Below are 23,221 nucleotides of genomic sequence, written 5' to 3'. Positions count from 1 at the left end.
CTTGCGCCGCAGAATGCCCGTTCTTTTCGCCGCGTGTCTGACGCTCGCTGGCTGTGCCACACCGATAGTGCAAAAAACCGTCGGAACCGTCATGGGCACCAACGCCGCCACAGCGCCAATGGTCAAACCCGGCAAGGACGCTCCGCAAATCTGGATGACCATGGTGTCGCTCGGGATAAAGTTTCCGATGTCACAACTGCAGGTCCGCGACGGGGTGACGATCTACGCCTCAAAGGACGGTTCGCAAGCGTTCTTGCGCAATGGAATCTTGATCGGCACGCGCGGTTTTGGCCGCGATCTGATGTCAGCAGAGGCACCCAGCGTGGCGACTTTGCGCGCAGGCGCTCCACATCAGCGCAGCTATTATGATATGGACGGAACAGACACCATGTTCAGGCATCGCTATGCTTGCACGGTTGCGCGCGATCCTGCCGATGCTGGTCATGTTACCGAAGATTGCACCGCCGATATTGGTTCCATTCGCAATCAATTTTGGTTTGATTCTGCCGATTCTATAAGCAAATCGCGGCAATGGGTGTCACAGGGTGTCGGATATGTCGCGGTTGAACGAAAAGCTAAATGAATTTACTTGAGGCAGACTTTTCTTTTAATGTTCACATCTATATGATAAATCACATCATGCTGTAATCGGAGAATTTACATGAATAAGATCGCTTCCTTCGTTGTTGCTTCCTCGCTCGTTCTGGCTTCGACCTCTGCCTTCGCTGGTGGCCTGGTTGAGCCAATCGTCGAAGTGGCACCTGTTGTCGTCGAAGAAAACACTTCCTCGTCGGCTCTGCCGCTTTGGGCTGTTATCGGTGGCGGCGTGCTTGTTGCTGCAGCAGTTCTGTCGAACGACGACGATGACTCGTCCTCGACCACGACCACTGAATAATCGTTTCTGCCCTTCGGGGTAGTTGCGCTAAGTCTAAACGCCTGGGTTTTTGCCCAGGCGTTTTTTTTTAGGCGTTGTGTCAAAGCTTAACAGACGCTTAACAGGGCCATGCTAACCCACTGATCTATATAGAACGAGGCCCTGTCCACGCGTGGCACTGCTTCAAAATACCTTGCCACGCGCCGAAATCGGCCAGACCACCTCAACCCGGCCAGCCCTGACCCCAACATACCAATCATGTAAATTGCAGGTCGGATCGCAATGCCCAGGCACCAAGCGCAGCTTATCGTTGATCTTCAGGGCACCGGCAGGATCGCTGATCTCACCATGCTCGTCTGAGCAGCGCAAGTATTCCAGCCCCTCACGCCCGAACACCACCGGCAGCCCCGAATCCACCGCCAGAGCCTTCAACCCCGCATCGCAAACCGCCCAATTCGGCCGCACATGACTGATCACCGAGGTCAGCACAAACAGCGCGTTTTCCCAGACACCAGCATCAAACCGCCGCCCATCCTGATCCAACACCCGACCGTAATCAGCGTCCATGAACGCATAAGAGCCGCACTGAAGTTCATTATAAACCCCCGAGCCCGCTTCTAACGGCCAACTTCCCGTACCCGCCCCGCCGATAATATCGCACTCCAGCCCAACACCGCGCAGCGCCGCCACAGCCACGCGAACCTTTGCCACCGCAACCTCTGTCGCGGCCTTGCGGTCGGCAAACGAAGTCATGTGCTGCATCGAACCCTGATACGCCTGCACGCCCGAAAACCGCAGCCCATCGGTGCCCGCAATTGCCTGCGCCAGCCCAACCACCGCCTGCGCGCCCTGCACCCCACACCGTCCCGCACCCACATCCATCTCAACCAGACATTCCACAACAACGCCGTGCCGCACCGCCGCAGCTGATAGATCCGCCACATTGCCCGCATCATCAACGCAAACAATCACCCGCGCGCCCCGCAGTACCAGCCGCGCCAGGCGGTCTATCTTCGCAAGGTCCGTCACCTGATTGGACACCAAAATGTCCATCACCCCGCCGCGCACGAACGCCTCGGCTTCAGACACTTTCTGGCAACACACTCCGCAAGACCCGCCCAACCGGGCCTGCAACAGCGCCACATCCACTGATTTGTGCATCTTGCCGTGCACCCGGTGACGCACCCCCATAGCCCGCGCCGCGTCGCCCATCTTGACGATATTGCGCTCCAAAGCGTCAAGATCGAGCACCAAGCAAGGCGTTTGCACCTCGGCCTCGGTCATACCGGGCAGCGCCGGGATGTCGTAACCTACCTCAAACCCGCTGAAATCCATCCGCCGTCTCCTGCATATATCCGCTCAACGTCGCCTAAATCCGGCAGCTTGGCCACCTTCCGCGCGTCCCCCCGAAAGTTTTTTTCGCCCAGCCTGATTCGTGCTACGCTGCGTCTGCATCCTGTCGAATTGCGCCGTCGCGGTGCTGCCTAAAGGTCTCAGCCCATGTCCAACCCTCCCCGTCTGCGCGGCCGCCCGAAGTCAACCACGGACAAGACCGAGCAGAATACGGTACAAGCTCTCGACCGCGCACTGGGATTGTTGAAACTGCTGGCGGACAGTGCTGGCCTGACGCTGTCTGAGTTGACCGAACAAAGCGCGCTGCCTGTCGCGACCGTTTTTCGCGCGCTCGTCACTTTGCAACGTCACGGCATGGTAGAGCTCGAAGACCCCGGGCAAGTTTGGCACATCGGCCCCGGTACCTTTCGCGCTGCATCAGCCTTCCTTAAGCGCACCAAAGTCACCGAACGCGCCCGTGCGCCGATGGAGTCGCTGATGGTTGCCACCGGAGAAACCGTCAGCCTCGGCATTGAAGCCGCCGGAGAAGTGCTGTTTTTAGCGCAGGTCGAAACCACCGCCGACTTACGCGCGTTTTTTCCACCCGGCACCACGGGCCTGATGCATCTTTGTGCCCCTGGCAAAGCCCTGCTGGCTTGGTATCCCGAGAGAAAAACCGCCGAAATCCTCAAACGCAAGGGACTTGCTCGCGCCACCACGCTTTCGCTTTCCAGCATTGAAAGCCTCGAGCGTGACCTTTCCCGCAGCCGCAGCCGCGGCTTTGCCATCGACGATCAAGAGCGCGCTGAAGGCATGCGGGGTGTCGCGGCGCCGATTTTCAACGCCTTCAGTGAGCCCGTTGCAGCGATCGGAATTGCGGGCCCAAGCTTCCGTATGGGGCTGTCTGATGCGACGCGTTTTGGCAGCCTTGTCCGCGCCGCCGCTGACCAAATCACCGAAGCCATCGGCGGCGCAGTTCCGCAATAAGCAAGGCTTGAGCAAAGCCGCAGGTCCCCAAAACCGGTCCGCCCAAACTAGCGCCGTTTATTTGATCAAAACTCTGCCGTACCCATTGAACGGCACCGGCTCCCGTGATCTGACTTGGCCCAATCGTCAGAAGGGGCAAGCGCATGAACCTGTTCATCAACGGCTTCGGTCGTATTGGCCGCTCGGTGCTACGCGCGGCTTTGAAAGGTGCTGTGCCCGGGGTTACGATCACTGGCATAAACGACATCGCCACTCCCGAGATGTGCGCCTATCTGTTCGAGTTTGACTCGGTTTTTGGCCCGTGGCCGGGGCGTGTCAGCCTCGAAGGCGGCGCTTTGCTGATTGACGGTCACGCAATCGTTTTGCACCGCACGCCCGATATTTCCAGTCTGGCGCTGAAGGGCGTAGACGTGGTGCTGGAATGCACCGGCCGCGCCGATGCGCGTGAAATGGCGACGCGTGGCCTGCGAGGCGGTGCCCGCAAGGTGCTGATATCCGGCCCTGCCAAAGCCGCCGATCTGACTGTTGTTCTCGGTGCGAATGACGCAGAACTGACGACGCAGCAAATCGTCTCAAACGCCTCTTGCACCACCAATGCGTTGGCTCCGTTGGCGCGGCTGATCCACGAGAATTGGGGCGTTGTCACCGGTTCGATGACGACGATTCACTGTTATACCGGCAGTCAGCCGACGGTAGATGCCCCTGCCGCCGATTTCGCCCGTTCGCGTGCCGCTGCTTTGTCGATGGTGCCGACGACCACTTCGGCACAACGGCTTTTGGACCAGGTGCTGCCGCAGATCGCCGGACGGATCGAAGGCTCTGCTGTGCGCGTGCCGACAGCATCGGTATCTGCGGTCGATCTCGCCGTGATGACCGAACGCGCGACCACGGTGTCCGAGGTGAATGCTGCGCTGTCTGCCGCAGGTGGCGTCATTGGCGCGACGATGAAAGCCCTCGTCTCCACCGATCTGCGGGCCCGTCCTGAAAGCATTGTAATGGCGCTGCCAGAGACCCGCGTGACCAAAGGTGGTATGCTGCGGGTGTTTGGTTGGTATGACAACGAATGGGGTTTTTCCAACCGTATGCTCGATATTGCTGCACGGATGGCGCGGTGCTGAAATACTTTTTCATCGCTCGCTGCGGCGAGCAGTCCTTACGCAACATTCGGCAAGGTGAATTGGCGTGATCTATCTTTGCCGTCATGGTCAAACCGAATTCAACGCCGTCGGCCGTCGTCAGGGTCAGGTTGACAGCAACCTCACCCCGTTGGGCCAAGCTCAGGCGACCGCGATGGGCCGCCGCCTTGCTGCGATGAAGCTGCCGGATTTTCGCATCGTTGCCAGCCCCTTAGGCCGTGCCCAGCATTCGGCACGACTGATCGCTGCGGAACTCGGCAACCCAGCCATCACGCTTGATCCGCGTCTGAAAGAGATCGGCATGGGGTCTTGGGATGGCAAAACTGACGCCGATATCGACGCCGCTCACCCCGTCCTGCGGCTTTCAGTTCCAGCCGAGGCTTGGTGGTTTCACTCACCCGACGGCGAAAACTACGCCACCTTCGCGACCCGTCTGATGGCCGCTATGGCTGAGATCAAATCCGATCCAGCGCCGGTCAAAATCATCGTGGCTCATGCCGTCGTTGGCCGGGTCATTCGCGCGCAATGGGCTGGGCTGACCGAGGCGGAAAGCTACACGCTGCCAGTGCCGCAAGACGCATTTTATGCGTTAGGTCCGGATCGAACAGTCACCGAAATCCCCGCCTGAACGCGGCCCTTCGGTCATCCTCTCGGCTTTAATATCCCCGCCCGAGGCTTCAACTTTTCCGCCGATACAGCTTACCAAGCCCGCAAGACCGCTTCCACCGCCCGATCGCCGCAAACCCCGGCGTGGTCACGGTCAAGCCCGCAAAGCGTCGCCTTCCAATGCGTCCGACCCCATTGCCAGCACCAAGCTATTCGCACCCCAAACTGCGGATCATGCGCCCGCTCCGCGTCGTTAAAAACCGCAATCATGGTTGCATCAGGGCGCTGAAGCCCGCTCCCTCTAGTATGAATGGATCGGATGCGTCCCGCAGAACAAAGCCCAAGGTCTCATAAAACCCAACCGCCATAACATTGCTGCGCTTCACCATTAAGGCTAAGAAGCTGGGCTGCCAATCTTGCGACTCAGTCAGCGCTGCGGCCAATAGCCCGCGCCCCATCCCCTTACCGCGCGCCGCGTGCCGCAGGTAAATGTCTTGCACAAACAGGCCCATGGCGCCGCGCCAGCTCGAATACTCCGGCAGAAACAGACAAAACCCCAGCGCCACACCGTGTTCTTCCGCCAGCACCACGCGAAACTTAGGCTCTGGCCCAAAGCCGTGCTGCAACAACCCATCAGTGCCGCCGCCGATCACGCCATCCTCGGCCTCTGCCATCTCGGACAGCATCGCGTGGATCAACGCCACATCGCTCGCCACCGCCCGCCGATATGAGATCAAAATACCACCTCGCGCCGACTTGCCAGCCCGACCTTAAAGCGAGCCTTAAACGGCGTATGAACCGACCCGGTGATCGCGCAGCAAATGATGATTTTCGGCATGGACGGCTCCCTCGCAAGGCCACCCTGCCATGAAGCCAAAGCCTTTGCCAGCGTCAGCTCATGGCAGGAACCCCCCGCCGCGACCGGTCGCTCAACTGAAAGCCCGCTTCATCGCAGGCACGTTCTGCAACACCAAAAAGTCCAGCAGCAGCACCGCAATCAGCGTCAGACCGAGCATCGGAAACGCCACGCCCAACAGCAGCGCAATCACCGCGATGCCGCGCAAAGGCACCCCTATGGGCATCGGCGGCGCGGCCAGTCGAAACGCACCCGAAGGCCGCCGCTTCCACCACATCACCACGCCACTGACGCAAACAAACACCACGATCAGGCAGAAACCGATGTTCAGCACAACATTCCACAGCCCCAGCTGACCCTCATGCAATGCGATGCCAACCGCCATCGACTTCGCCGCCAGTCCGTAATCGGCAAAACCGACCTGCGCCAAAATCTTGCCGGTGAATTGGTCAATATGCACTGTGCGGTCAGCGGTCGGGTCTGGCCCGTCATAGCTGTTGGAATCTTGGCTAAGCGTCCAAACCCCAGCCTCATCCGCTGGGAGCGCAACTTGAAACCGGCCCTGAAACCCAATCGCCCGCCCCAATGCCACGATATTCTCCAGCGAAACCGGAACCCCCATCGGCAGGCCCGTCACGCCCATATCCGACCCTGACATCGGCATCGGAGTTTGCTCCAACCCCCACGGCACCGTATCGTCAGCAGTCATATTCATGTCTTTGTGGCGCTTGTCCGACAAAGGCACGTTGTCCCACTTCGCCGCCGGAAATGTCGCCCAAGCCTGCACATATTTCTCGCCCCAAATCCCGCTCCAAGCCAGACCCGAGATCAGAAAAAATACCAGCCCCAGCGAGATCCAGAACCCCATGACGCTATGCATTGCTTTCCACCAAGCCCGACCCTTGGTGCGTAGATCCGGCAGCAACAGCGCGCGTAGCCCCGACCCATTGCGCGGCCAGACCAGATAAAGCCCGGTAATCACCAACAACAGCCCCAGCGAGGCCGCAATCTCGACCAGCCGATCCCCCAGCGTGCCGATCAGCAGCGTGCCATGCACCTCATTCGCCAGCGTATACCACGTCGCACCGTTCTGAGTGTCGCGCAGCACCGCGCCTGAATAGGGGTCCACTGCGATCATCCGCTGGCCGTCGGCCAAATCCACCCGGAAGATCGCCGGAGTTTGGGCGTCATGCGGCGCAATGTATTGGCCGATCTTGCCCGCAGGATGGGTCGCCAGTGCAGCACTCGCCTGATCGGTGATACCGAGGCTCTGCGTTTGCGGCGTAACCGCCAACCGCTCACCATACTCCGGCGCAATCGCGGTGAACCAGACCATGACGATGCCAGTGACCGCCAGCATGATCAGGAACGGGAGCACATAAAGCCCCGCATAAAAGTGCCAGCGCCAGACCGCGAAGTAGAGTTTATTGATGCCCGCAGGTGGGGTTGTCGTCGTTGAAGACATGGGTGCATTCCAGATAAAGCTGAAGAAAACGGGCGCTTAGGCCCGAAAATTGCGCTTAGATCAGGATAGCAGGCGGCCCGCGCGCAGGCGGCGCACGCGGCGGATGCTCGGTCATATCGGCCAGCGCAACAGCGGGCCAAACCACCGCAACTGCGGTCAACTCAACCGGCGGCAGGCTGACGATCGCGGGCAATTCAAGCGCCGCGACAATACGGCAAGCCGGGCAGGGCGCTTGATCTTTCATGCCGTGATCGGACACACCGCCGTCATGGCACAGCTCTGGCATGGTGCCATCCGGCATCGCATAGGCGCTCAGATCAACCGGATCTTGCAGCGCCATGCGGTGCCCAAAGCCCAACGTCACCAAGGCCACCGCCAACAGCAGGGTCATCACATTCTGGGCAAATTGGCGGGCAAAGCGGATCATGCGCTGTGGCTAACCGATCACAGGCGGCAAGATCAAGTCACACTGCACCGCGACAGCAGGCTTTCTTTCTGCCAACCGCCACCTAAGCTGCGCCGAAAACAGGAGCCTTGCCATGTTCTTCACCGAAACCCCGGATTGGGCCGAGCTTTGTACCAGCATCATCTCGGCGCTGATCGGCCTGCTTGGCGCTGAGGGACTTCAGGCGGACAGCTTCGGCCTTGTGCTGCTAACCTCCGGTGCGACTGGTCCCGAGGGTTTTGCCCATCGCGGCGATATCCCGGTTTACCCCTGCTCCTTGGTGAAAACCTTCCATCTGATCCATGCCCTCGCTTTGCTGGAAGACGCCCGCATCGCCCGGCATGGCGAGATGGATCGGGCCCTGCGCGACATGATCCGCTGGTCGTCGAACGGCGCGACCAATTACGCCATCGACCTGATCACTGGCACCACTGGCGACACGCTGCTGCATGGCGCGGAGTATCTCGATTGGGTCAACAAACGCGAACGCCTCAACCGCTTTTTCTGGGCGTTGGGCTGGGATGAATGGCAAGGCTGCACCATTGCGCAAAAGCTGATGGATGACACCCGCTATGGCCGCGAGGCGCAATTCGCAGGCGTGAATGGCGCGCATCTGAACCGCCTGACGCCACTCGCCGCCGCTCGGGTTATGTGGGAGCTGTTTGACGGCACCCTGCCGCTATCGCCGCCGTCAAAAGCCCGCGCGCAGGCGATCTTGCGGCGCGATAAGGCCAGCGAAGACGCCACCAACCCGGCCTATCAATTGTCGGAATATCTCGGCGGCGATTTGCCCGATGGCGTGCAGATTTGGTCGAAGTCGGGGCATAATCTGTGGACGGGCGATGCCAACACCAGTTGGTATAAGCACGATATGATCCGCTTGCAGGCAGAGAGCCGTAAGCCTTTGATCATCGTACTAACCACGCAAGGGCAGGGCATGGCGCAAACGCATCCCCAAGCCTTCCCGCAGATCGGTCGATTGATCTGGGACATGACAGAAGACATCACGAGGCGTTAATCCCCTCGTCACGCCGCCCCGGACTTGATCCGGGGCCTCAGCGTTGCCCATCCAGACTGGCATCAGGTGCGGTGCGCTGTACAGGCCGCCCTCTCTCCAAGCACGACAGGCTATCCAATCACCCGCGCCAGCACGCCTTGCCAATTCCCCCAACACAGCTTTTCCGTCAGCGTCTCGCCATAATGGGCCGCAAGCGCCGCCGTCAGCTTCGGCAACCCACTCGCGTCGGTGACGAAATTCGGCATCATCGCGCCGTCGAAATCCGACCCCAACGCCACGCCATCTTCGCCCAGATGTGCCAGCAGGTGATCAAGGTGGCGCAGCATGTCTTCCGGCCCGGTGCTGGGATCTTTCACCCCATCCAACCGCAGGAACTGACAGCCAAAGTTCAACCCCACCAACCCGCCGCTGGCCCTGATCGCCGCCAACTGCTTGTCGGTCAGATTGCGCGTCGCCGCCGTCACCGCATGAGCGGCGGAATGGGTGGCGACCAGCGGTTTGCCGGAAATACGCGCGACATCCCAGAACCCGGCCTCGTTCAGATGGCTAAGGTCCAGCAATACGCCGAGCGCCTCACATTCCCGCATCAGCCGCACTCCGGCCTCTGTCAGACCCGGTCCGGTGTCCGGGCTGGCTGGAAAGTTGAACGGCACGCCGTGGCCGAAAATGTTCGGGCGACTCCATACCGGGCCCAACGACCGCAAACCCGCCGCGTAGAAAACGTGCAAGGCGTCCAAATTTTCGGCAATCCCCTCGCAGCCTTCAATATGCAGGATCGCCGCAATCGCGCCGACCTCTTGAGCAGCCGCAATCTCGGCAACCGAGCGACACAGCCTTATCGCATCAGGCCGCGCCGCCTGCATTCGCAACAAAATCGCGATCTGCTCCAGGGTCTGACGCTCGGCTCGCACAGGGTCAATCGCGGAAAATTCGCGGTAGGTCGCCATCGGATCCGGCCCGGTTCCCGGCTCTCCACCCACCCAAACCGCGAAGAAACCACCCGCAAAGCCACCCTTACGGCACCTTTCCAAATCGAGATGCCCGGCGCGGCCGCCGAAAAAACCAGCGCCATCAAAGGATTTTTCTGCCCACAGGCTGGACAACAGATCATTGTGCCCGTCGAAGATCGAAAACCCTGACATTTTATCCTGCCTTGCTGTCATTGTGCCCGCTATGCCCAATTCAACGCAAATCCCGCCTGTTGACAAGGCCGGGCAGAAGTTGCCCAATCGGTCAAGGAAGCCCCAGACTCGGGGCGAATGCGTAAACGACAATGAAAAAAAACCAGGGAGTTACCCATGCTACTTGAACCGACGCTGCGCCGCGTGGGCGCTGTTGCTATCGCGGCCCTTATGCTGGGCACAGCACCTGCTGCGCTTATGGCTGCAACCCCGGCGGATACGCTGGTTCTTGCGGGTGCCATCGACGATATCGTCAGCCTTGACCCGCATGAGGCTTACGAATTCTCTGGCCTCGACGTGGTCAACAATACCTATGACGGCTTGGTAGAGCTTGACCCAACCACGCTGAAACTCATCCCCGGTCTGGCCGAAAGTTGGTCTGTCGCCGAAGATGGCCTAACCTATACCTTCAAGATGAAGGCGGGCCTGACCTTCTCCTCCGGCAATCCGGTGACGGCAGAGACCGCCGCTTATTCGCTGCAACGTGCTGTTAAGCTGAACAAAACCCCGGCGTTCATCTTGAACCAGTTTGGTTGGACGGCTGAAACCGTCGATGCGATGATCACTGGTGCGGGCGACACGCTGACCATCAAGGTTGATAAACCCTACGCGCCGACGTTCCTCTATAACTGCCTGACCGCTGGCGTGGCCTCAATCATTGATGCTGATGTTGTCAAAGCCAACGAAGTCGTCACCGATGGCGTCAGCGATCTCGGCAACGAATACCTTAAAACCCATTCGGCAGGCACTGGCGCTTACACGCTGAAATCCTTCAAGCCGAACGAAGGCTATGTTTTGGAGATGCGTCCCGGCTATTGGCGCGGCGATGCCAAGATGGCGAAGGTTTTCGTGACCCATGTGCCAGAAGCCGCAACCGAGCGTCTGCAACTTGAAAAAGGCGATATCGACATCGCCCGCACCCTGACCCCGTCTGATGTTGCGGGTCTGACCGGCAACGCTGATGTGGCCATTCAAGAAGACGTTGGCGGCCAGATTTATTACCTCTCGTTCAACCAGAAGAATGAGAACTACAAGAACGCCAAGTTCCTGGACGCGATGCGCTGGGCGGTGGATTACAACGGTATGGCTGACACCTTTATGAAGGGTGCCGCAGTTGTTCACCAAAACTTCCTGCCGTCGGGCTATCTCGGCGCGCTAGACGATAATCCCTATTCGCTCGATGTTGAGAAAGCCAAGGCGCTGCTCGCTGAATCCGGCATCAAAGACCCGAGCATGACCCTGTCGGTGCGCAATGCGGCTGACCGGATGGATGTGGCGCAGTCGATCCAGAACACCTTCGGCCAAGTCGGCATCAAGGTTGATCTGAACGTCGGCGAAGGTGCTGAACAGCTGAAAGAATACCGCGCCCGTCAGCACGACGCGACGCTGCAAACTTGGGGGCCGGATTATCCCGATCCGAACACCAACTCATCGACCTTCGCCGAGAACCCCGACAACTCGGATGCTGCCAACAACACCGGCTATCTGGCGTGGCGCAACGCTTACGATCCGGGCGAAATGACTGCGGAGTCTAGAGCCGCCGCTTTAGAGCAAGATCCCGCCAAACGCGTTGAAATGTATGCCTCTTTGCAGAAGAAATTCCGCGAAACCGCACCGTTCATCGTGATGTTCCAGCAGGCCCGCCAAACCGGAGTGCGCTCGAACGTCAAGAACTTCATTACTGGTGGCGCAGTTGACCTTGGTGCCACCTATTGGCTCGCGACCAAGTAAGGCATTGGGCGGCCTCGTCAGGGGCCGCCCGTTTTTTTATGACCAGCACACCCGCTCCGCACTCTCGACTGATGCCGTTGCTGCGCCAAATCGGCGCCACGGTTGTCACGCTGTTTGTCACATTTCTCGGCCTGTTGATGGTGACGTTTTTCATCTCCAACGTGATTCCGATAGATCCGGTCCTGTCGATCTTGGGCGAGCGCGCGACAGAGTCCCAAATAGAACAAACCCGAGAGCGATTGGGTCTGAACGAGCCCCTCTGGAAGCAGTTCGGCATCTATGTCAGCAACACCATGCAAGGCGATCTTGGCACCTCGATTCGCACCCGGGAACCTGTGCTGCAAGAGGTGGCTCAACGCTTCCCCGCCACGCTGGAACTCGCCACCCTCGCCACCATCCTCGGCGTCTTGCTCGGCGTCCCTGCCGGAGTCATCGCCGCCACCAAACCCGGCAGTTTCTTCGACCAATCCACCCGCCTGATCGGCCTTATGGGCTATTCGATGCCAGTATTCTGGCTTGGCCTGATGGGCTTGCTGCTATTTTACGGCCAACTCGGCTGGGTCGGCGGCCCCGGTAGGCTTGATGCAGGCTATCAAATGTCGCTCGATTTTGAGCTGACCCAATACACTGGCATGATCCTGCTCGACACCGCGCTGAACAACCGCTGGGATATGTTCGCCAACGCGTTTTCTCACATCATTCTGCCCGCCGGGATTCTCGCCTATATTTCAATGGCTTATATCAGCAGAATGACCCGCAGCTTTATGATGAACGAGTTGGGTCAAGAATACATCACCACCGCCCGCGTCAAAGGTATGCCCGAACGCCGGGTGATCTGGGTTCACGCTTTGAAAAACGTCATGGTGCCGCTGATCACCGTGATCGCCCTTTCCTACGCCTACCTGCTCGAAGGCGCTGTCCTGACTGAGACAATCTTCGCATGGCCGGGCTTGGGCTCTTATATCACCGACGCCCTAATGGTCGCCGATATGCCCGCCGTTCTGGGCGGAACTGTCGTCGTCGGCATCGCCTATATCGGGCTCAACATGCTGTCAGACCTGCTCTACCGCCTCGTCGATCCGAGGGCGCGGGTATGAGCACACTCACCACATGGCTGCGCGACCCGAATCCCGCCTCGCGGATGCAGTCGCGCTTGGGTCAAAGCTACCTCAGCTGGCTCCGCCTCCGCCGCAACCCCCTCGCGATGATCGGCCTGATGATCACCGCCGTCCTGATCTTCGTCGCCATCTTCGCGCCACTCCTCGCCCCGCATGACCCGATCACTCAAGAACTCGGCCGCCGCCTGCTGCCCCCCGGTACCGCTGGCAACATCCTCGGGACCGATGATTTCGGCCGTGATATCCTGTCCCGTATCCTCTACGGCAGCCGCATCACCCTCTATATCGTCCTCCTCGTGATCCTCACCGCCCCCGTCGTAGGGTTAATCATCGGCACCGTCGCGGGCTATTTCGGCGGCTGGGTTGATACCATCCTGATGCGGATCACCGATATTTTCCTCGCCTTCCCGAAACTGATCCTAGCCCTAGCCCTCGTCGCAGTCCTCGGCCCCGGCATGGAAAACGCCGTCCTCGCCATCGCGCTCACCTCATGGCCGCCTTACGCCCGCGTCTCCCGCGCAGAAACGCTGACTGTCCGCAACTCCGACTATATCGCCGCCGTCAAACTGCAAGGTGCTGGCCCCATCCGCATCATCTGGGGCCATGTCATCCCAATGTGCCTGCCTTCAGTGATTATCCGCGTCACCCTCGATATGGCAGGCGTCATCCTCACCGCCGCTGGCCTCGGCTTCCTTGGCCTTGGCGTGCAACCCCCGTTGCCAGAATGGGGCTTGATGATCTCCGCAGGCCGCAAGTTCCTGTTTGAACAATGGTGGGTCGCCACCATGCCCGGCCTCGCCATCTTCATCGTCAGCCTTGGCTTCAACCTGTTAGGTGACGGCCTCCGCGATGTTCTCGATCCAAAAAGCGCCAGCAAATGAGCCTCCTTTCTGTCAAAAACCTCCGCGTCACCTTCGACACCGAAGCAGGCCGGGTTGAAGCCGTGCGCGGCGTCTCGTTCACCCTTGACCGCGAGCGCCTCGGCATCGTAGGCGAATCCGGTTCCGGCAAAACCATGACAGGCCGCTCCGTCCTCCGCCTGATCCGCCCCCCCGGCAAGATCGAAGCCGATGAGATGACTTTCGACGGTATTGATCTCCTGCGCGCTTCTGAGTCCCAAATGCGCAGCCTTCGTGGCCCCCGTATCGCCATGGTGATGCAAGACCCTAAATATTCGCTTAACCCTGTAATGAAAGTCGGCGCGCAATTAACCGAGGGCCTGCGCCAACGCGATAAAGTCTCCAAAGCCGACGCCATCGCCAAAGCCATCGACGCGCTGAACGCCGTGCAAATCCGCGACCCTCAACGCGTGATGGAGGCTTACCCGCACGAACTTTCCGGAGGCATGGGCCAGCGCGTGATGATCGCGATGATGCTGATCCCGAACCCCGACCTGCTGATCGCCGATGAACCCACCTCTGCCCTCGATGTCACCGTCCAAGCCGAAGTCCTGTCGATCCTCGACAACCTTGTGAAAACCCGCGGCATGGGTCTGATCTTCATCTCCCACGACCTCCGCCTCGTCGCCCGCTTCTGCGACCGTGTGTTGGTTATGTACAAAGGCAAAGTCGTCGAGGAACTGGCCGCGAAAGACCTGATGCACGCCAAACACCCCTATACCCAAGGCTTGCTGAACTGCCTCCCCCGCATCGGCGGCTCGCGCGAACCCCTGCCAAGCCTAGACCGCGACGCAAGTTGGGCGCTTTGACATGCTGATAGAAATCGAAAACCTCTCCGTCACCTTCACCGCCCAAGGCCGCCACGTCCGCGCCGTCGAAAACGTATCCCTCAGCGTCAAAGCCAAAGAATCCTTCGGCCTCGTCGGCGAATCCGGTTCCGGCAAATCCACCATCCTGCGCGCGATCTGCGGCCTCGCCCCGATCTCCGGCGGCAGCATCCGCATCAACGGCAAACCGATCACCCACAACCGCGCCTTCTCGCGCAAAGTGCAAATGGTGTTTCAAGACCCCTACGCGAGCCTGCACCCCCGCCACACCATCGACCGCACCCTATCCGAACCCCTCGCCATCCACGGCCTGCCGCTGACCGACCAAGCCATCACAAAGGCCCTCACCGACGTCGGCCTCCCCGCCAACTTCCGCTTCCGCTACCCGCACCAACTGTCAGGCGGCCAACGCCAACGCGTCGCCATCGCCCGCGCTTTGATGCTGCAACCCGAAATCCTGTTGCTGGATGAACCCACCTCCGCCCTTGATGCCAGCGTCCAAGCCGAAACCCTCAACCTGCTAAGCCGCCTGCGCCAAGAACGCGGCCTGACCTTCCTGATGGTCTCCCACGACCTCGCCGTAATCGACCACATGTGCGACCGCATCCTCGTGATGCAGCACGGCCGCGCCGTCGAGGAACTCAGCCGCGAAGCCCTCGCCACCGCCCAAATGACCACACCCTATGCCCGCAGCCTGTTCGCCGCCTCCGCCGACAGGATGCTCGAAGGCTAACCTGCCAATTTCACCTGCTCCTGAATATCCCACGGGGGTGCGGGGGTGTGAAACCCCCGCCCGCCAGCAAAGCAAACATAGGCTCACAAAATGTTCCCCACCTTCGACGGCCACAACGACCTGCTGCTCCGCCTGCACAACCACCCGGAAAACCGCGAAGCGATCTGGCTCACCGGCGAAGGCAAAGGCCACCTAGACCTGCCCCGGATGCAAAAAGCTGGCTTTAAGGCCGGCTTCTTCGCCATCTACATCCCATCCCCCGCCGCCCACGACTCCCCCGACTACATGGCGCAGATGGAGAACCCGCCCTTCAGCATCCCGCTGGGCGACGTGATCCATGAGCCCGACGCTCTCCCCGTAGCCATGTCGATGGCCCGGCAATTCCTGTGGATGGAGCGTAGCTCCAAAGGCCAGTTCAAACTCTGCACCACCACCGCCGAAATCCGCGCCTGCCTTGCCTCAAACACCATCGCAGGCATCCTGCACATGGAGGGCGCCGAAGCCATCGACGCCAACCTCGACAATCTCTACGCCTTCCACGCCCTCGGCCTGCGCTCACTCGGCCCGGTCTGGTCCCGCCCCACCATCTTCGGCAACGGCGTCCCCTTCGCTTACCCCAGCAGCCCCGACACCGGAGAGGGCCTCACAGATGCCGGAAAACGCCTGATCCGCGCCTGCAATGATCTCAAAATCATGATTGACCTCAGCCACATCAACGAGAAAGGCTTCGACGACATAGCCTCCCTCAGCGATGCCCCCCTCGTCGCCACCCACTCCAACGCCCACGCCATCACCCCAAGCAGCCGCAACCTAACCGACCGCCAACTCCACATGATCCGAGACTCCAAAGGCATGGTCGGCCTCAACTTCGCCACCTCATTCCTACGCCGCGATGGCAAACAGTCGGGAGACATGGGCTGGCAAGACGTGCTCGCCCACCTCGATCACCTGCTGAAAAACCTCGGCGAAGATCACCTCGGCCTAGGCTCCGATTTCGACGGCGCAACCCTGCCAAACGGCATCGGCGACGTCACGGGTCTGCCCGCCCTGCAACAAGCTATGCTCGACCACGGCTATGGCGAGGCGCTGATGCAAAAGCTGTGCTACGACAACTGGCTTGCTCTGCTCGACCGCACTTGGGGCAAATAACCTCGGCATTGCTCTTTCCGAAAACTCAGGCCGGATGAATCTCAGTCCGGCCAGCCGGAGGCTCTTTTCTTAACCACAGCACTCCGGCATGGTGCCTGAAACCGCTCAAAGGTCCATCATGCCCAAACTTGCCCTCGTCACCGCAGGCCCCTCCGCCATCGGCCATGCCCTCGTGACCGCGCTCGCCAGCGCAGGCTATGACGTAGGTTTCACCCACCTAAACCAAACCGTATCCGCCCAAACTCTCATCGCCGCCGTCGAGGCCATCGGCCAACGCGCCCGCGCATGGGAGTGTGACGCAGGCGACGCCGCCCAAACCGCCCAATTCCACGCCGAGGCCGCCGCATGGGCCAACGCGGCCCCGTCCGTCCTCGTAAACAACGCAGGCATCCAAACCTGGTCGAGCCTGCTTGACCTCGCCCCCGAAGATTGGGACCGCACCATTGCCACCAACCTGCGCGGCACCTTCCTCAACACCCAAGCCGCCGCAAAAGCCATGATCGCCGCCCGCCAACCCGGCGCGATCATCACCCTCGGTTCCGGCTGCAACAAACTCGCCTTCCCAAAACTGGTCGATTACACCACCTCGAAAGGCGGCATCGAGCAATTCACCAAGATCGCCGCCGTCGAACTCGGCCCCCACAACATTCGCGTCAATTGCATCGCACCCGGAGCCATTGCCACCGCCCGCACTGCAGCCGAGGCCCCCGATTACGACGCCACATGGGCAAAGGTCACGCCCCTCCGCCGCGTAGGCACCCCGCAAGACCTCACCGGCCCGCTGCTATTCCTGATCTCCGACGCAGCCGCTTTCGTCACAGGCCAAACCCTATGGGTCGATGGAGGAGCCTTCAGCCAAGCCAACTGGCCCTACGAAACGTGAACCCTATAAAATTTATCTAAAATTTGCTTTCAGACTGGCTTAAATATCCCCGCGCGGCGCGCGCACCTCTCAACCCGCGGGCCCCAAAATCGCCGCCCGCACCGCATCCCGCACATGCGCCGCCATGAAATCAGTGAACAGCTTCACCTTCGGATCTTTCAACCGGCGATGCTGCGACAGGCTGGAAAGTTGCGTCGGCAAAGGCGGCGTTGCCACAGCCACAGGCACCAGTGCCCCAGATCGCAAATGATCCGCTACCTCAAACACCGGCTTCATCACAATGCCGCGCCCATCCAGCGCCCATCCGGTCAGCACATCGCCATCGTCGCTCTCAAACGGCCCGGTGATCTCATAGCGCCGCACGCCCTCAGCCGTCTGCAACGCCCACTGAAACTCCTTCGCACCGGGAAACCGCAAGTTCAAACACTCATGTTTGTCGCCCACCAAAGCCGCCCCATCCAACGGCATCCCCCGCCGCGCGATATAGGCAGGGGCCGCACAAAGCACCCGCGGGCAATCGGCAATCAACCGCACCTTCAGCGTCGAATCCTCCAAAATCCCCAGATGAAACGCCACATCCAGCCCCTCGGCCGTCACATCAATGATCCGATCCGACAGCCGCAACCGCACGTCGATCTGCGGGTAAATGTCCTTGAAGACTGGCACATGCGGCGCAATGAACCGCCGCCCCACCCCCAGCGGAGCCGACACAAAGATCGTCCCGCGCGGGTTCTGCGTCACATCCATCACCGCAGCCTCGGCCTCGTCAATCGCCTCCAGAACCTTCTTCGCGCCTTCAAAGAAAATCCGCCCGTTCTCGGTCGGCTGCAAACTCCGCGTCGTGCGCGAAAACAGCCGCACCCCCAGATGCTTCTCCAATTCCGAAATCCGCGCCGAGGCCACGGCGGGCGAGGTCCGCTGATCCCGTGCCGCCGCCGACATGCTGCCCAACTCATACACCCGCACAAACATCTTGATCGTGTTGACATAGGACATTTTCGCGCCAATCTTGAAAGTATTCCCCGGTTTTTCAGGATTAACAGATCAATGCGTGGCAGTATAGCTTACTGAAAACACCTATAGCCTGCTGAAAACCAAGATAGCCCAGCCAAAACAGGAGACTACCGATGTATGACTGGGTTGTGCTGTGGGAATGGGTCGAACTCGCGGTGCGCTGGCTGCATGTCACCACCGCAATGGCGTGGATCGGCTCGTCGTTCTACTTCATCGCCCTCGACCTCGGCCTGCGCAAAACCCCCAGCCTGCCGCCCCTCGCGCATGGCGAGGAATGGCAAGTCCACGGCGGCGGCTTTTACCACATCCAGAAATACCTCGTAGCCCCCGAGATGCTGCCCGAGCACCTGATCTGGTTCAAATGGGAAAGCTACACCACATGGCTTTCCGGTTTTGCCATGCTGTTTCTGGTCTACTACCTCGGCGCGAACCTGTATCTGATCGACCCAGCCGTGGCCGACCTAAGCCAAGCCCAAGCCATCGCCATCTCGCTCGGCAGCCTCGCTTTCGGCTGGATCGCCTATGACCTTATCTGCAAAAGCCGCTTCGGCGACAACAGCACCCGCCTGATGATCGGCCTCTATATCATCCTCGTCGGCATGGCGTGGGGCTACACCCAAGTCTTTTCCGGCCGCGCCGCACTGCTCCATCTCGGCGCGTTCACCGCCACCATCATGTCCGCCAACGTCTTTATGATCATCATGCCGAACCAACGCATCGTGGTCGCCGACTTGAAAGCAGGCCGCACGCCTGACCCAAAATACGGCAAGATCGCCAAACAGCGCAGCACGCATAACAACTATCTGACGCTACCTGTGCTGTTCCTGATGCTGTCTAACCACTACCCCTTGGTGTTCGCCACCGAATACAACTGGCTCATCGCAAGCCTCGTCTTCCTGATGGGCGTTACCATTCGGCACTGGTTCAACACCAAACACGCCGGAAAAGGCAACCCGCACTGGACATGGTTCGCCACCGCCGTGATCTTCCTGCTGATCGCATGGCTTTCGACCGCCCCCATGCGCCACCGACCCGAAGAAGCCGCCCTAAACGCCGAAGCCCTGACCTACGCCAGCGCCCAAGGCTTTGATGAAGTCGTTTCCATCGTGCAAGGCCGTTGCTCAATGTGCCACGCCGCCGAGCCGGTTTACGAGGGCATCTACTGGCCCCCGAAAAGCGTCGTCCTCGAAACCCCCGCCCAAATCGCCACCGAGGCCAAACGCATCTACCTGCAAGCCGGCCTCACCCACGCCATGCCCCCCGCAAACCTAAGCTACATGGAGCCTCAGGAACGCGAAGCCATCATCCTTTGGTTCCAATCCGCAGGGCAGGGCGCTCAAAGCAGCTAGTCCCCCAATAAAATGGGCCGCCCATCAATGGACGGCCCATAGGCTAACTAAACCCAAGTCTCAGTCGCCGCTCTGCTTACGCAACTCACGCAGTTGGTCCGCTGTTATATAACCACTCGCCCGGAGTCCCTCATCGCGTTGCCACGCAGTCATCGCCCGCCGCGTATTGGCACCGAAACCGCCATCCACCCCATAGGTGTTATAGCCGAGCGACGTCAGCCGGCGTTGCACCTCGCGCCGCTCGTCGAAGGTCAAGCTCAGCAGCCGCTCCTCAAGCACATCATCGTTCGCTGACGGCGCCTCAGGCGCGCTGCCGACATCCGAACCCGCCTGTTTCGCCAGCAGACTCACCTGACGCGAGGTCACATACCCCGTGACGCCAAGCTTATTGGCCTTCTGCCACCGCGCAATTGCGTCGCGAGTCTTCGACCCCCACAGCCCGTCCGCCCCGCCAGTAGGATAGCCCACCGCCGTCAACTGCCGCTGAATCTGCATCCGCTGGGTCCGGGTAAGCCCGATCGACTCTTCTATCGCCGCTTGGCTTCGTCCTGCGACGGGTGGCGTACTGACCTCTGGAGCAACGGGCACATCAGCGCCCAACTTGGCCAACGCCTGCTCGGCATTTGCCCGATACAAGCCTTGCGGATACTTCGCCAGATAATCACGATAAGCGCGTGTCGTGTTCAGCCGCTGTGCCGAGATATACGCATTCTTCTCGGTTTCTTGCGCAATCAAAGACTGCGCGATGCCCGATACAACCTTCCCAAGGTCGGTTTCCGCATGAACTGGATAAACAGGCCCCACCACCGAAAAACTGGCAGCAAGCATAATCGGCAACGTTACGTTCCGCATGGTCTTGGTCCTCTCACTTGAACAGACGCGCTAAGCCCCCGCATCTATGCGAAAACGCCCGAGATGCCAAATGGTTGCGCCCGTCGGTTTATCGCTCGAAAAACCCCCGGCACCCACCCAAGAATGCCGGGCATGGTTTTAATGCCGGGATGCTTCAAACGCCGCCACAGCATCCGCGCCCGCAGGCGTGAACATCGGGCAATCCGGATCGGTCGCCGCCCGCCACACCCCATGCGCCACGTCTTCAACCAAAGTCCCACCCGATCCCGCCATCGTCCGCGCAAACACCGCCCTCGCAAATTTGGCATAGGCTTCCGGGAAATCGAGCTTCATCCGCCCGCGCGCATTCTCGCCCAGCTTGGTCTTGCCTTGGCCAGGCAGCACCACCTTCACCTCAATGCCAAAATCCGCCACCTCCAGCGCCAAACTCGCACTAAACGCCTCCACCGCCGCCTTCGACGCAGTGTAAACCGCCAGCATCGGCAAAGCCGCCACCGTCACAGTCGAGGTCACATTCACAATCACACCCGACCGCCGAGCCCGCATCTGCGGCAGAACCGCCCGCACCATCGCCATCAGCCCAATGGTATTGGTCTCAAAAATATCGCGCATCACCGCAACTTCGGTGTCCTCGATCACACTCAGCAGCCCGATTCCGGCGTTGTTCACCAGCACATCAATCGGCCCAGCCTGCGCCATAACCGCCGCAATACTGCCCGCATCCGTCACATCCAACGCCATCACCCGCAGCCGCTCCGACACCGGCAACAGGCACGCATCCGGCCTACGCATCGTCGCTACAACCTTCCAGCCCTGCGCCAGAAAATACTCCGCCGTCGCCAGCCCAAAGCCCGAGGAACAGCCAGTAATCAACACGGTTTTCATCACATCATCCTTAAATTGCCTTCACTGAAAGCGATATAGACCCGCAAACAAGGACAGCCTATAATCCATCATGCCGTTTTATTGCGTGAGCGTCCTGTTATGCCCGATTCAGTTCCATCAATCGACCCGCTGGCCGAGATCGTCACCCTGCTGCAACCCCGTGCCCCCTTCGCCAAAGTGGTGCAGGGCGCGGGCGATTGGCGGGTGCGCCGCGAAGCCAGCGGCCATGTCTCGCACTGGCTGATCCTGACCGGAGAGGTCAGCCTGACCATCGACAACCGCCCCCCGATCACCCTGCGCAAGGGCGATTTCGTGCTGGCCCCCGCGTCCTTCGGCTACACCATCAGCAACCCAGACCTGCCGCCAAGCAACCCGCTGCGCAGCCTGCCGCAGCCGCAACCCGATGGCAGTTACCGCTTAGGCCGCCCGGATGGCCCGCCCGAGGTGCAAATGCTGGTCGGCCATTGCGTGTTTGGCGCGCCCGACGCCGCCCTGCTGGTGTCGCTGCTGCCCGAAATTGTCATCGTTAACGGCCAAGATCGCCTCGCCGCCCTCGCCAATCTCGTCAGCGACGAATGCCGCGCCAACCGCCCCGCGCGTGAGGTTATTCTGGAGCGTCTGCTGGAAGTTCTGTTCATCGAAGCCCTGCGCGCCACCCCGCAAACCGCAGCGCCCGGCCTGATCCAAGGTCTCGCCGACCCCCGCCTCGCCCCCGCCCTGCGCGCCATCCACGCCGATCCCGCCCGCAGCTGGACCATCGCCCGTCTCGCCCAAACCGCAAACCTGTCCCGCTCGCCGTTCTGCGCCCGCTTCCACCGCGTGATCGGAGTGCCGCCGATGGAATACCTGCTCAACTGGCGCATGACCCTCGCCAAAGACCTGCTACACAAAGGCCGCACCAGCATCACAGAAATCGCCACAAGCGTAGGCTACGGCTCCCCCAGCGCCTTCAGCACAGCCTTCACCCGCCATCAGGGAATGCCACCCGGAAAGTTCGCGATGGGAATGGTGAGGGCAGGGTGAGCGGTCTAGGTCCAAGGCTAATGCTGGCTCATCCTCTGCGCAAAAATATCGCAGCCGAAGGCAACACAAGATCGCCACGCGCGCTTAGAAATAGATAATCGCAGAAATGACTGCGGCCCAACAACATGCGCTGGGCCGCAACTCCGATAATCGTCGAAACTAGCGCTTACGACCGTCGAGCGAGAAAATCCCCGCACCCGTAGTCGCAATCAACAGGAAGACGAAACAGAACAGGATTGCAGCATCGCCGCCGTTGGCCACTGGATAGAAGCTTTGCGGCGCATGAGCCATGAAATAGGCAAATGCCATATGTCCAGAAAGCACGAAAGCCACCGGACGGGTAAACAGGCCCAGCACGATCAAGGCGCCGCCAACCAGTTCCAAAAGCCCCGATGCAAGTTGCAGGCTGCTCAAATCGCCCGGCCCCGGAATCGGAAAGTTCAGCAGTTTTTGCGTGCCATGCGCGAAGTAAAGCAGGCCCGCCATGATGCGCAGCGCGGCATAGCTGAAAGGTTGCAGGCTGCTGAGATTTTTGATCATTCTTAAGTCCTTATGGCTTGCGGTTGTAAGGTTTGGCTATCAGCCGACAATCGGGCCAACAATGCTGCGATGCAGTATAAACGGCGGAATGGCGACGCAAGAGTTCACTTTTAATCACGTCATCGTGATAAGGCGGCTGCGTTACGCAATTGCTACAGGTGCCTAACTAGGCCGACTTACCAACCACGTGCGGACGTCTTACCCACCGTGTGCGGACTCTGGCAAAACGTCAGATTCCATCCGTCCGAACCCGTGTAGCCAGTCCAAGGGATTGGCAGTCTCCAGATTTCGGCTGCCCGCCCGTTACAACATCGCTGC

General features: G+C 60.2%; 25 protein-coding genes. 15 read left to right on the top strand and 10 right to left on the bottom strand.

The features are described 5' to 3' along the window. The first annotated feature begins 13 nt into the window (after positions 1 to 13). Positions 14 to 583 carry a YjbF family lipoprotein gene (locus JWS10_RS19520; RefSeq protein ID WP_299509456.1) on the top strand — a complete coding sequence of 190 codons (570 nt, stop codon included), beginning with the start codon at positions 14 to 16 and terminating at the stop codon, positions 581 to 583. Positions 584 to 661: 78 nt separating this feature from the next. Beyond that, positions 662 to 895 carry a hypothetical protein gene (locus JWS10_RS19515; RefSeq protein WP_366943564.1) on the top strand — a complete coding sequence of 78 codons (234 nt, stop codon included), beginning with the start codon at positions 662 to 664 and terminating at the stop codon, positions 893 to 895. A 162-nt stretch (positions 896 to 1,057) separates the two neighbouring features. Here the strand turns inward: JWS10_RS19515 and JWS10_RS19510 are convergent, their stop codons facing one another. Then, positions 1,058 to 2,209 (bottom strand): DSD1 family PLP-dependent enzyme, encoded by a 1,152-nt coding sequence (locus tag JWS10_RS19510; RefSeq protein ID WP_299509455.1) that lies wholly within the window; start codon positions 2,207 to 2,209, stop codon positions 1,058 to 1,060. 165 nt (positions 2,210 to 2,374) lie between these two features. On the opposite strand from JWS10_RS19510, the gene JWS10_RS19505 reads away from it, so the two are divergent. From JWS10_RS19505 to JWS10_RS19495, 3 genes are all read left to right on the top strand, one after another. Next, positions 2,375 to 3,193, top strand: a complete 819-nt coding sequence (locus tag JWS10_RS19505) for an IclR family transcriptional regulator (RefSeq protein WP_299509454.1) — start codon at positions 2,375 to 2,377, stop codon at positions 3,191 to 3,193. Between the two features lie 143 nt (positions 3,194 to 3,336). Then, a complete protein-coding gene (locus tag JWS10_RS19500) occupies positions 3,337 to 4,311 on the top strand; it encodes a glyceraldehyde 3-phosphate dehydrogenase NAD-binding domain-containing protein (protein WP_299509453.1) in 975 nt (324 codons plus the stop codon). A gap of 64 nt (positions 4,312 to 4,375) precedes the next feature. Then, complete coding sequence (locus JWS10_RS19495) at positions 4,376 to 4,957, top strand: histidine phosphatase family protein (protein WP_299509452.1); 582 nt, start codon at positions 4,376 to 4,378, stop codon at positions 4,955 to 4,957. A gap of 71 nt (positions 4,958 to 5,028) precedes the next feature. On the opposite strand, the gene JWS10_RS19490 is transcribed toward JWS10_RS19495, so the two are convergent. The 4 genes from JWS10_RS19490 to JWS10_RS19475 all read right to left on the bottom strand — a co-directional run bounded on the left by JWS10_RS19490 (position 5,029) and on the right by JWS10_RS19475 (position 7,683). After that, complete coding sequence (locus JWS10_RS19490; protein ID WP_299509451.1) at positions 5,029 to 5,205, bottom strand: hypothetical protein; 177 nt, start codon at positions 5,203 to 5,205, stop codon at positions 5,029 to 5,031. After that, positions 5,202 to 5,672: a GNAT family N-acetyltransferase gene (locus JWS10_RS19485; RefSeq protein WP_299509450.1), complete on the bottom strand. Its 471-nt coding sequence runs from the start codon at positions 5,670 to 5,672 to the stop codon at positions 5,202 to 5,204. Before JWS10_RS19485 ends, JWS10_RS19490 begins: the two co-directional genes overlap by 4 nt. Before the next feature lie 192 nt (positions 5,673 to 5,864). After that, positions 5,865 to 7,256 (bottom strand): PepSY domain-containing protein, encoded by a 1,392-nt coding sequence (locus tag JWS10_RS19480; RefSeq protein ID WP_299509449.1) that lies wholly within the window; start codon positions 7,254 to 7,256, stop codon positions 5,865 to 5,867. A gap of 55 nt (positions 7,257 to 7,311) precedes the next feature. Next, entirely contained in the window at positions 7,312 to 7,683 is a 372-nt protein-coding gene (locus tag JWS10_RS19475; RefSeq protein ID WP_299509448.1) for a hypothetical protein, read from the bottom strand. A gap of 112 nt (positions 7,684 to 7,795) precedes the next feature. On the opposite strand from JWS10_RS19475, the gene JWS10_RS19470 reads away from it, so the two are divergent. Then, positions 7,796 to 8,719, top strand: coding sequence for a serine hydrolase (locus JWS10_RS19470; protein WP_299509447.1), 924 nt, complete (start codon positions 7,796 to 7,798; stop codon positions 8,717 to 8,719). A gap of 110 nt (positions 8,720 to 8,829) precedes the next feature. Here JWS10_RS19470 and JWS10_RS19465 read toward each other — a convergent pair whose 3' ends face one another. After that, a complete protein-coding gene (locus tag JWS10_RS19465; protein WP_299509446.1) occupies positions 8,830 to 9,861 on the bottom strand; it encodes a dipeptidase in 1,032 nt (343 codons plus the stop codon). A gap of 156 nt (positions 9,862 to 10,017) precedes the next feature. Here JWS10_RS19465 and JWS10_RS19460 point away from each other — a divergent pair, with 156 nt between their 5' ends. From JWS10_RS19460 to JWS10_RS19430, 7 genes are all read left to right on the top strand, one after another. Then, positions 10,018 to 11,631 carry an ABC transporter substrate-binding protein gene (locus JWS10_RS19460; RefSeq protein ID WP_299509445.1) on the top strand — a complete coding sequence of 538 codons (1,614 nt, stop codon included), beginning with the start codon at positions 10,018 to 10,020 and terminating at the stop codon, positions 11,629 to 11,631. Positions 11,632 to 11,702: 71 nt separating this feature from the next. Beyond that, positions 11,703 to 12,728: an ABC transporter permease gene (locus JWS10_RS19455; RefSeq protein WP_299480345.1), complete on the top strand. Its 1,026-nt coding sequence runs from the start codon at positions 11,703 to 11,705 to the stop codon at positions 12,726 to 12,728. Continuing rightward, complete coding sequence (nikC, locus tag JWS10_RS19450) at positions 12,725 to 13,630, top strand: nickel transporter permease (protein WP_299509444.1); 906 nt, start codon at positions 12,725 to 12,727, stop codon at positions 13,628 to 13,630. Before JWS10_RS19455 ends, nikC begins: the two co-directional genes overlap by 4 nt. Beyond that, positions 13,627 to 14,457, top strand: a complete 831-nt coding sequence (locus JWS10_RS19445) for an ABC transporter ATP-binding protein (RefSeq protein ID WP_299509443.1) — start codon at positions 13,627 to 13,629, stop codon at positions 14,455 to 14,457. Before nikC ends, JWS10_RS19445 begins: the two co-directional genes overlap by 4 nt. A 1-nt stretch (position 14,458) precedes the next feature. Beyond that, positions 14,459 to 15,208 (top strand): ABC transporter ATP-binding protein, encoded by a 750-nt coding sequence (locus JWS10_RS19440; RefSeq protein ID WP_299509442.1) that lies wholly within the window; start codon positions 14,459 to 14,461, stop codon positions 15,206 to 15,208. Positions 15,209 to 15,298: 90 nt separating this feature from the next. Then, positions 15,299 to 16,357: a dipeptidase gene (locus JWS10_RS19435; protein WP_299509441.1), complete on the top strand. Its 1,059-nt coding sequence runs from the start codon at positions 15,299 to 15,301 to the stop codon at positions 16,355 to 16,357. Between the two features lie 118 nt (positions 16,358 to 16,475). Continuing rightward, a complete protein-coding gene (locus JWS10_RS19430) occupies positions 16,476 to 17,240 on the top strand; it encodes an SDR family NAD(P)-dependent oxidoreductase (RefSeq protein ID WP_299509440.1) in 765 nt (254 codons plus the stop codon). 69 nt (positions 17,241 to 17,309) lie between these two features. Here the strand turns inward: JWS10_RS19430 and JWS10_RS19425 are convergent, their stop codons facing one another. Next, positions 17,310 to 18,236, bottom strand: coding sequence for a LysR family transcriptional regulator (locus JWS10_RS19425; protein ID WP_299482840.1), 927 nt, complete (start codon positions 18,234 to 18,236; stop codon positions 17,310 to 17,312). Positions 18,237 to 18,367: 131 nt separating this feature from the next. On the opposite strand from JWS10_RS19425, the gene JWS10_RS19420 reads away from it, so the two are divergent. Continuing rightward, entirely contained in the window at positions 18,368 to 19,603 is a 1,236-nt protein-coding gene (locus tag JWS10_RS19420) for a urate hydroxylase PuuD (RefSeq protein WP_299509439.1), read from the top strand. Between the two features lie 60 nt (positions 19,604 to 19,663). On the opposite strand, the gene JWS10_RS19415 is transcribed toward JWS10_RS19420, so the two are convergent. Both JWS10_RS19415 and JWS10_RS19410 read right to left on the bottom strand, forming a co-directional pair. Continuing rightward, complete coding sequence (locus tag JWS10_RS19415) at positions 19,664 to 20,455, bottom strand: peptidoglycan-binding protein (RefSeq protein WP_299509438.1); 792 nt, start codon at positions 20,453 to 20,455, stop codon at positions 19,664 to 19,666. A 138-nt stretch (positions 20,456 to 20,593) separates the two neighbouring features. Next, positions 20,594 to 21,340, bottom strand: coding sequence for an SDR family oxidoreductase (locus JWS10_RS19410; protein ID WP_299509437.1), 747 nt, complete (start codon positions 21,338 to 21,340; stop codon positions 20,594 to 20,596). 99 nt (positions 21,341 to 21,439) lie between these two features. Here JWS10_RS19410 and JWS10_RS19405 point away from each other — a divergent pair, with 99 nt between their 5' ends. Continuing rightward, positions 21,440 to 22,363, top strand: a complete 924-nt coding sequence (locus JWS10_RS19405; RefSeq protein ID WP_299509436.1) for an AraC family transcriptional regulator — start codon at positions 21,440 to 21,442, stop codon at positions 22,361 to 22,363. A 159-nt stretch (positions 22,364 to 22,522) separates the two neighbouring features. Here the strand turns inward: JWS10_RS19405 and JWS10_RS19400 are convergent, their stop codons facing one another. Next, positions 22,523 to 22,903 carry a DoxX family protein gene (locus JWS10_RS19400; protein WP_299482825.1) on the bottom strand — a complete coding sequence of 127 codons (381 nt, stop codon included), beginning with the start codon at positions 22,901 to 22,903 and terminating at the stop codon, positions 22,523 to 22,525. Positions 22,904 to 23,221 lie beyond the last annotated feature (318 nt).

Source organism: Cypionkella sp., from assembly GCF_028290025.1.
Taxonomy (GTDB): Bacteria; Pseudomonadota; Alphaproteobacteria; order Rhodobacterales; family Rhodobacteraceae; genus Cypionkella.
This window is presented reverse-complemented; position numbering and strand designations above follow the sequence as displayed.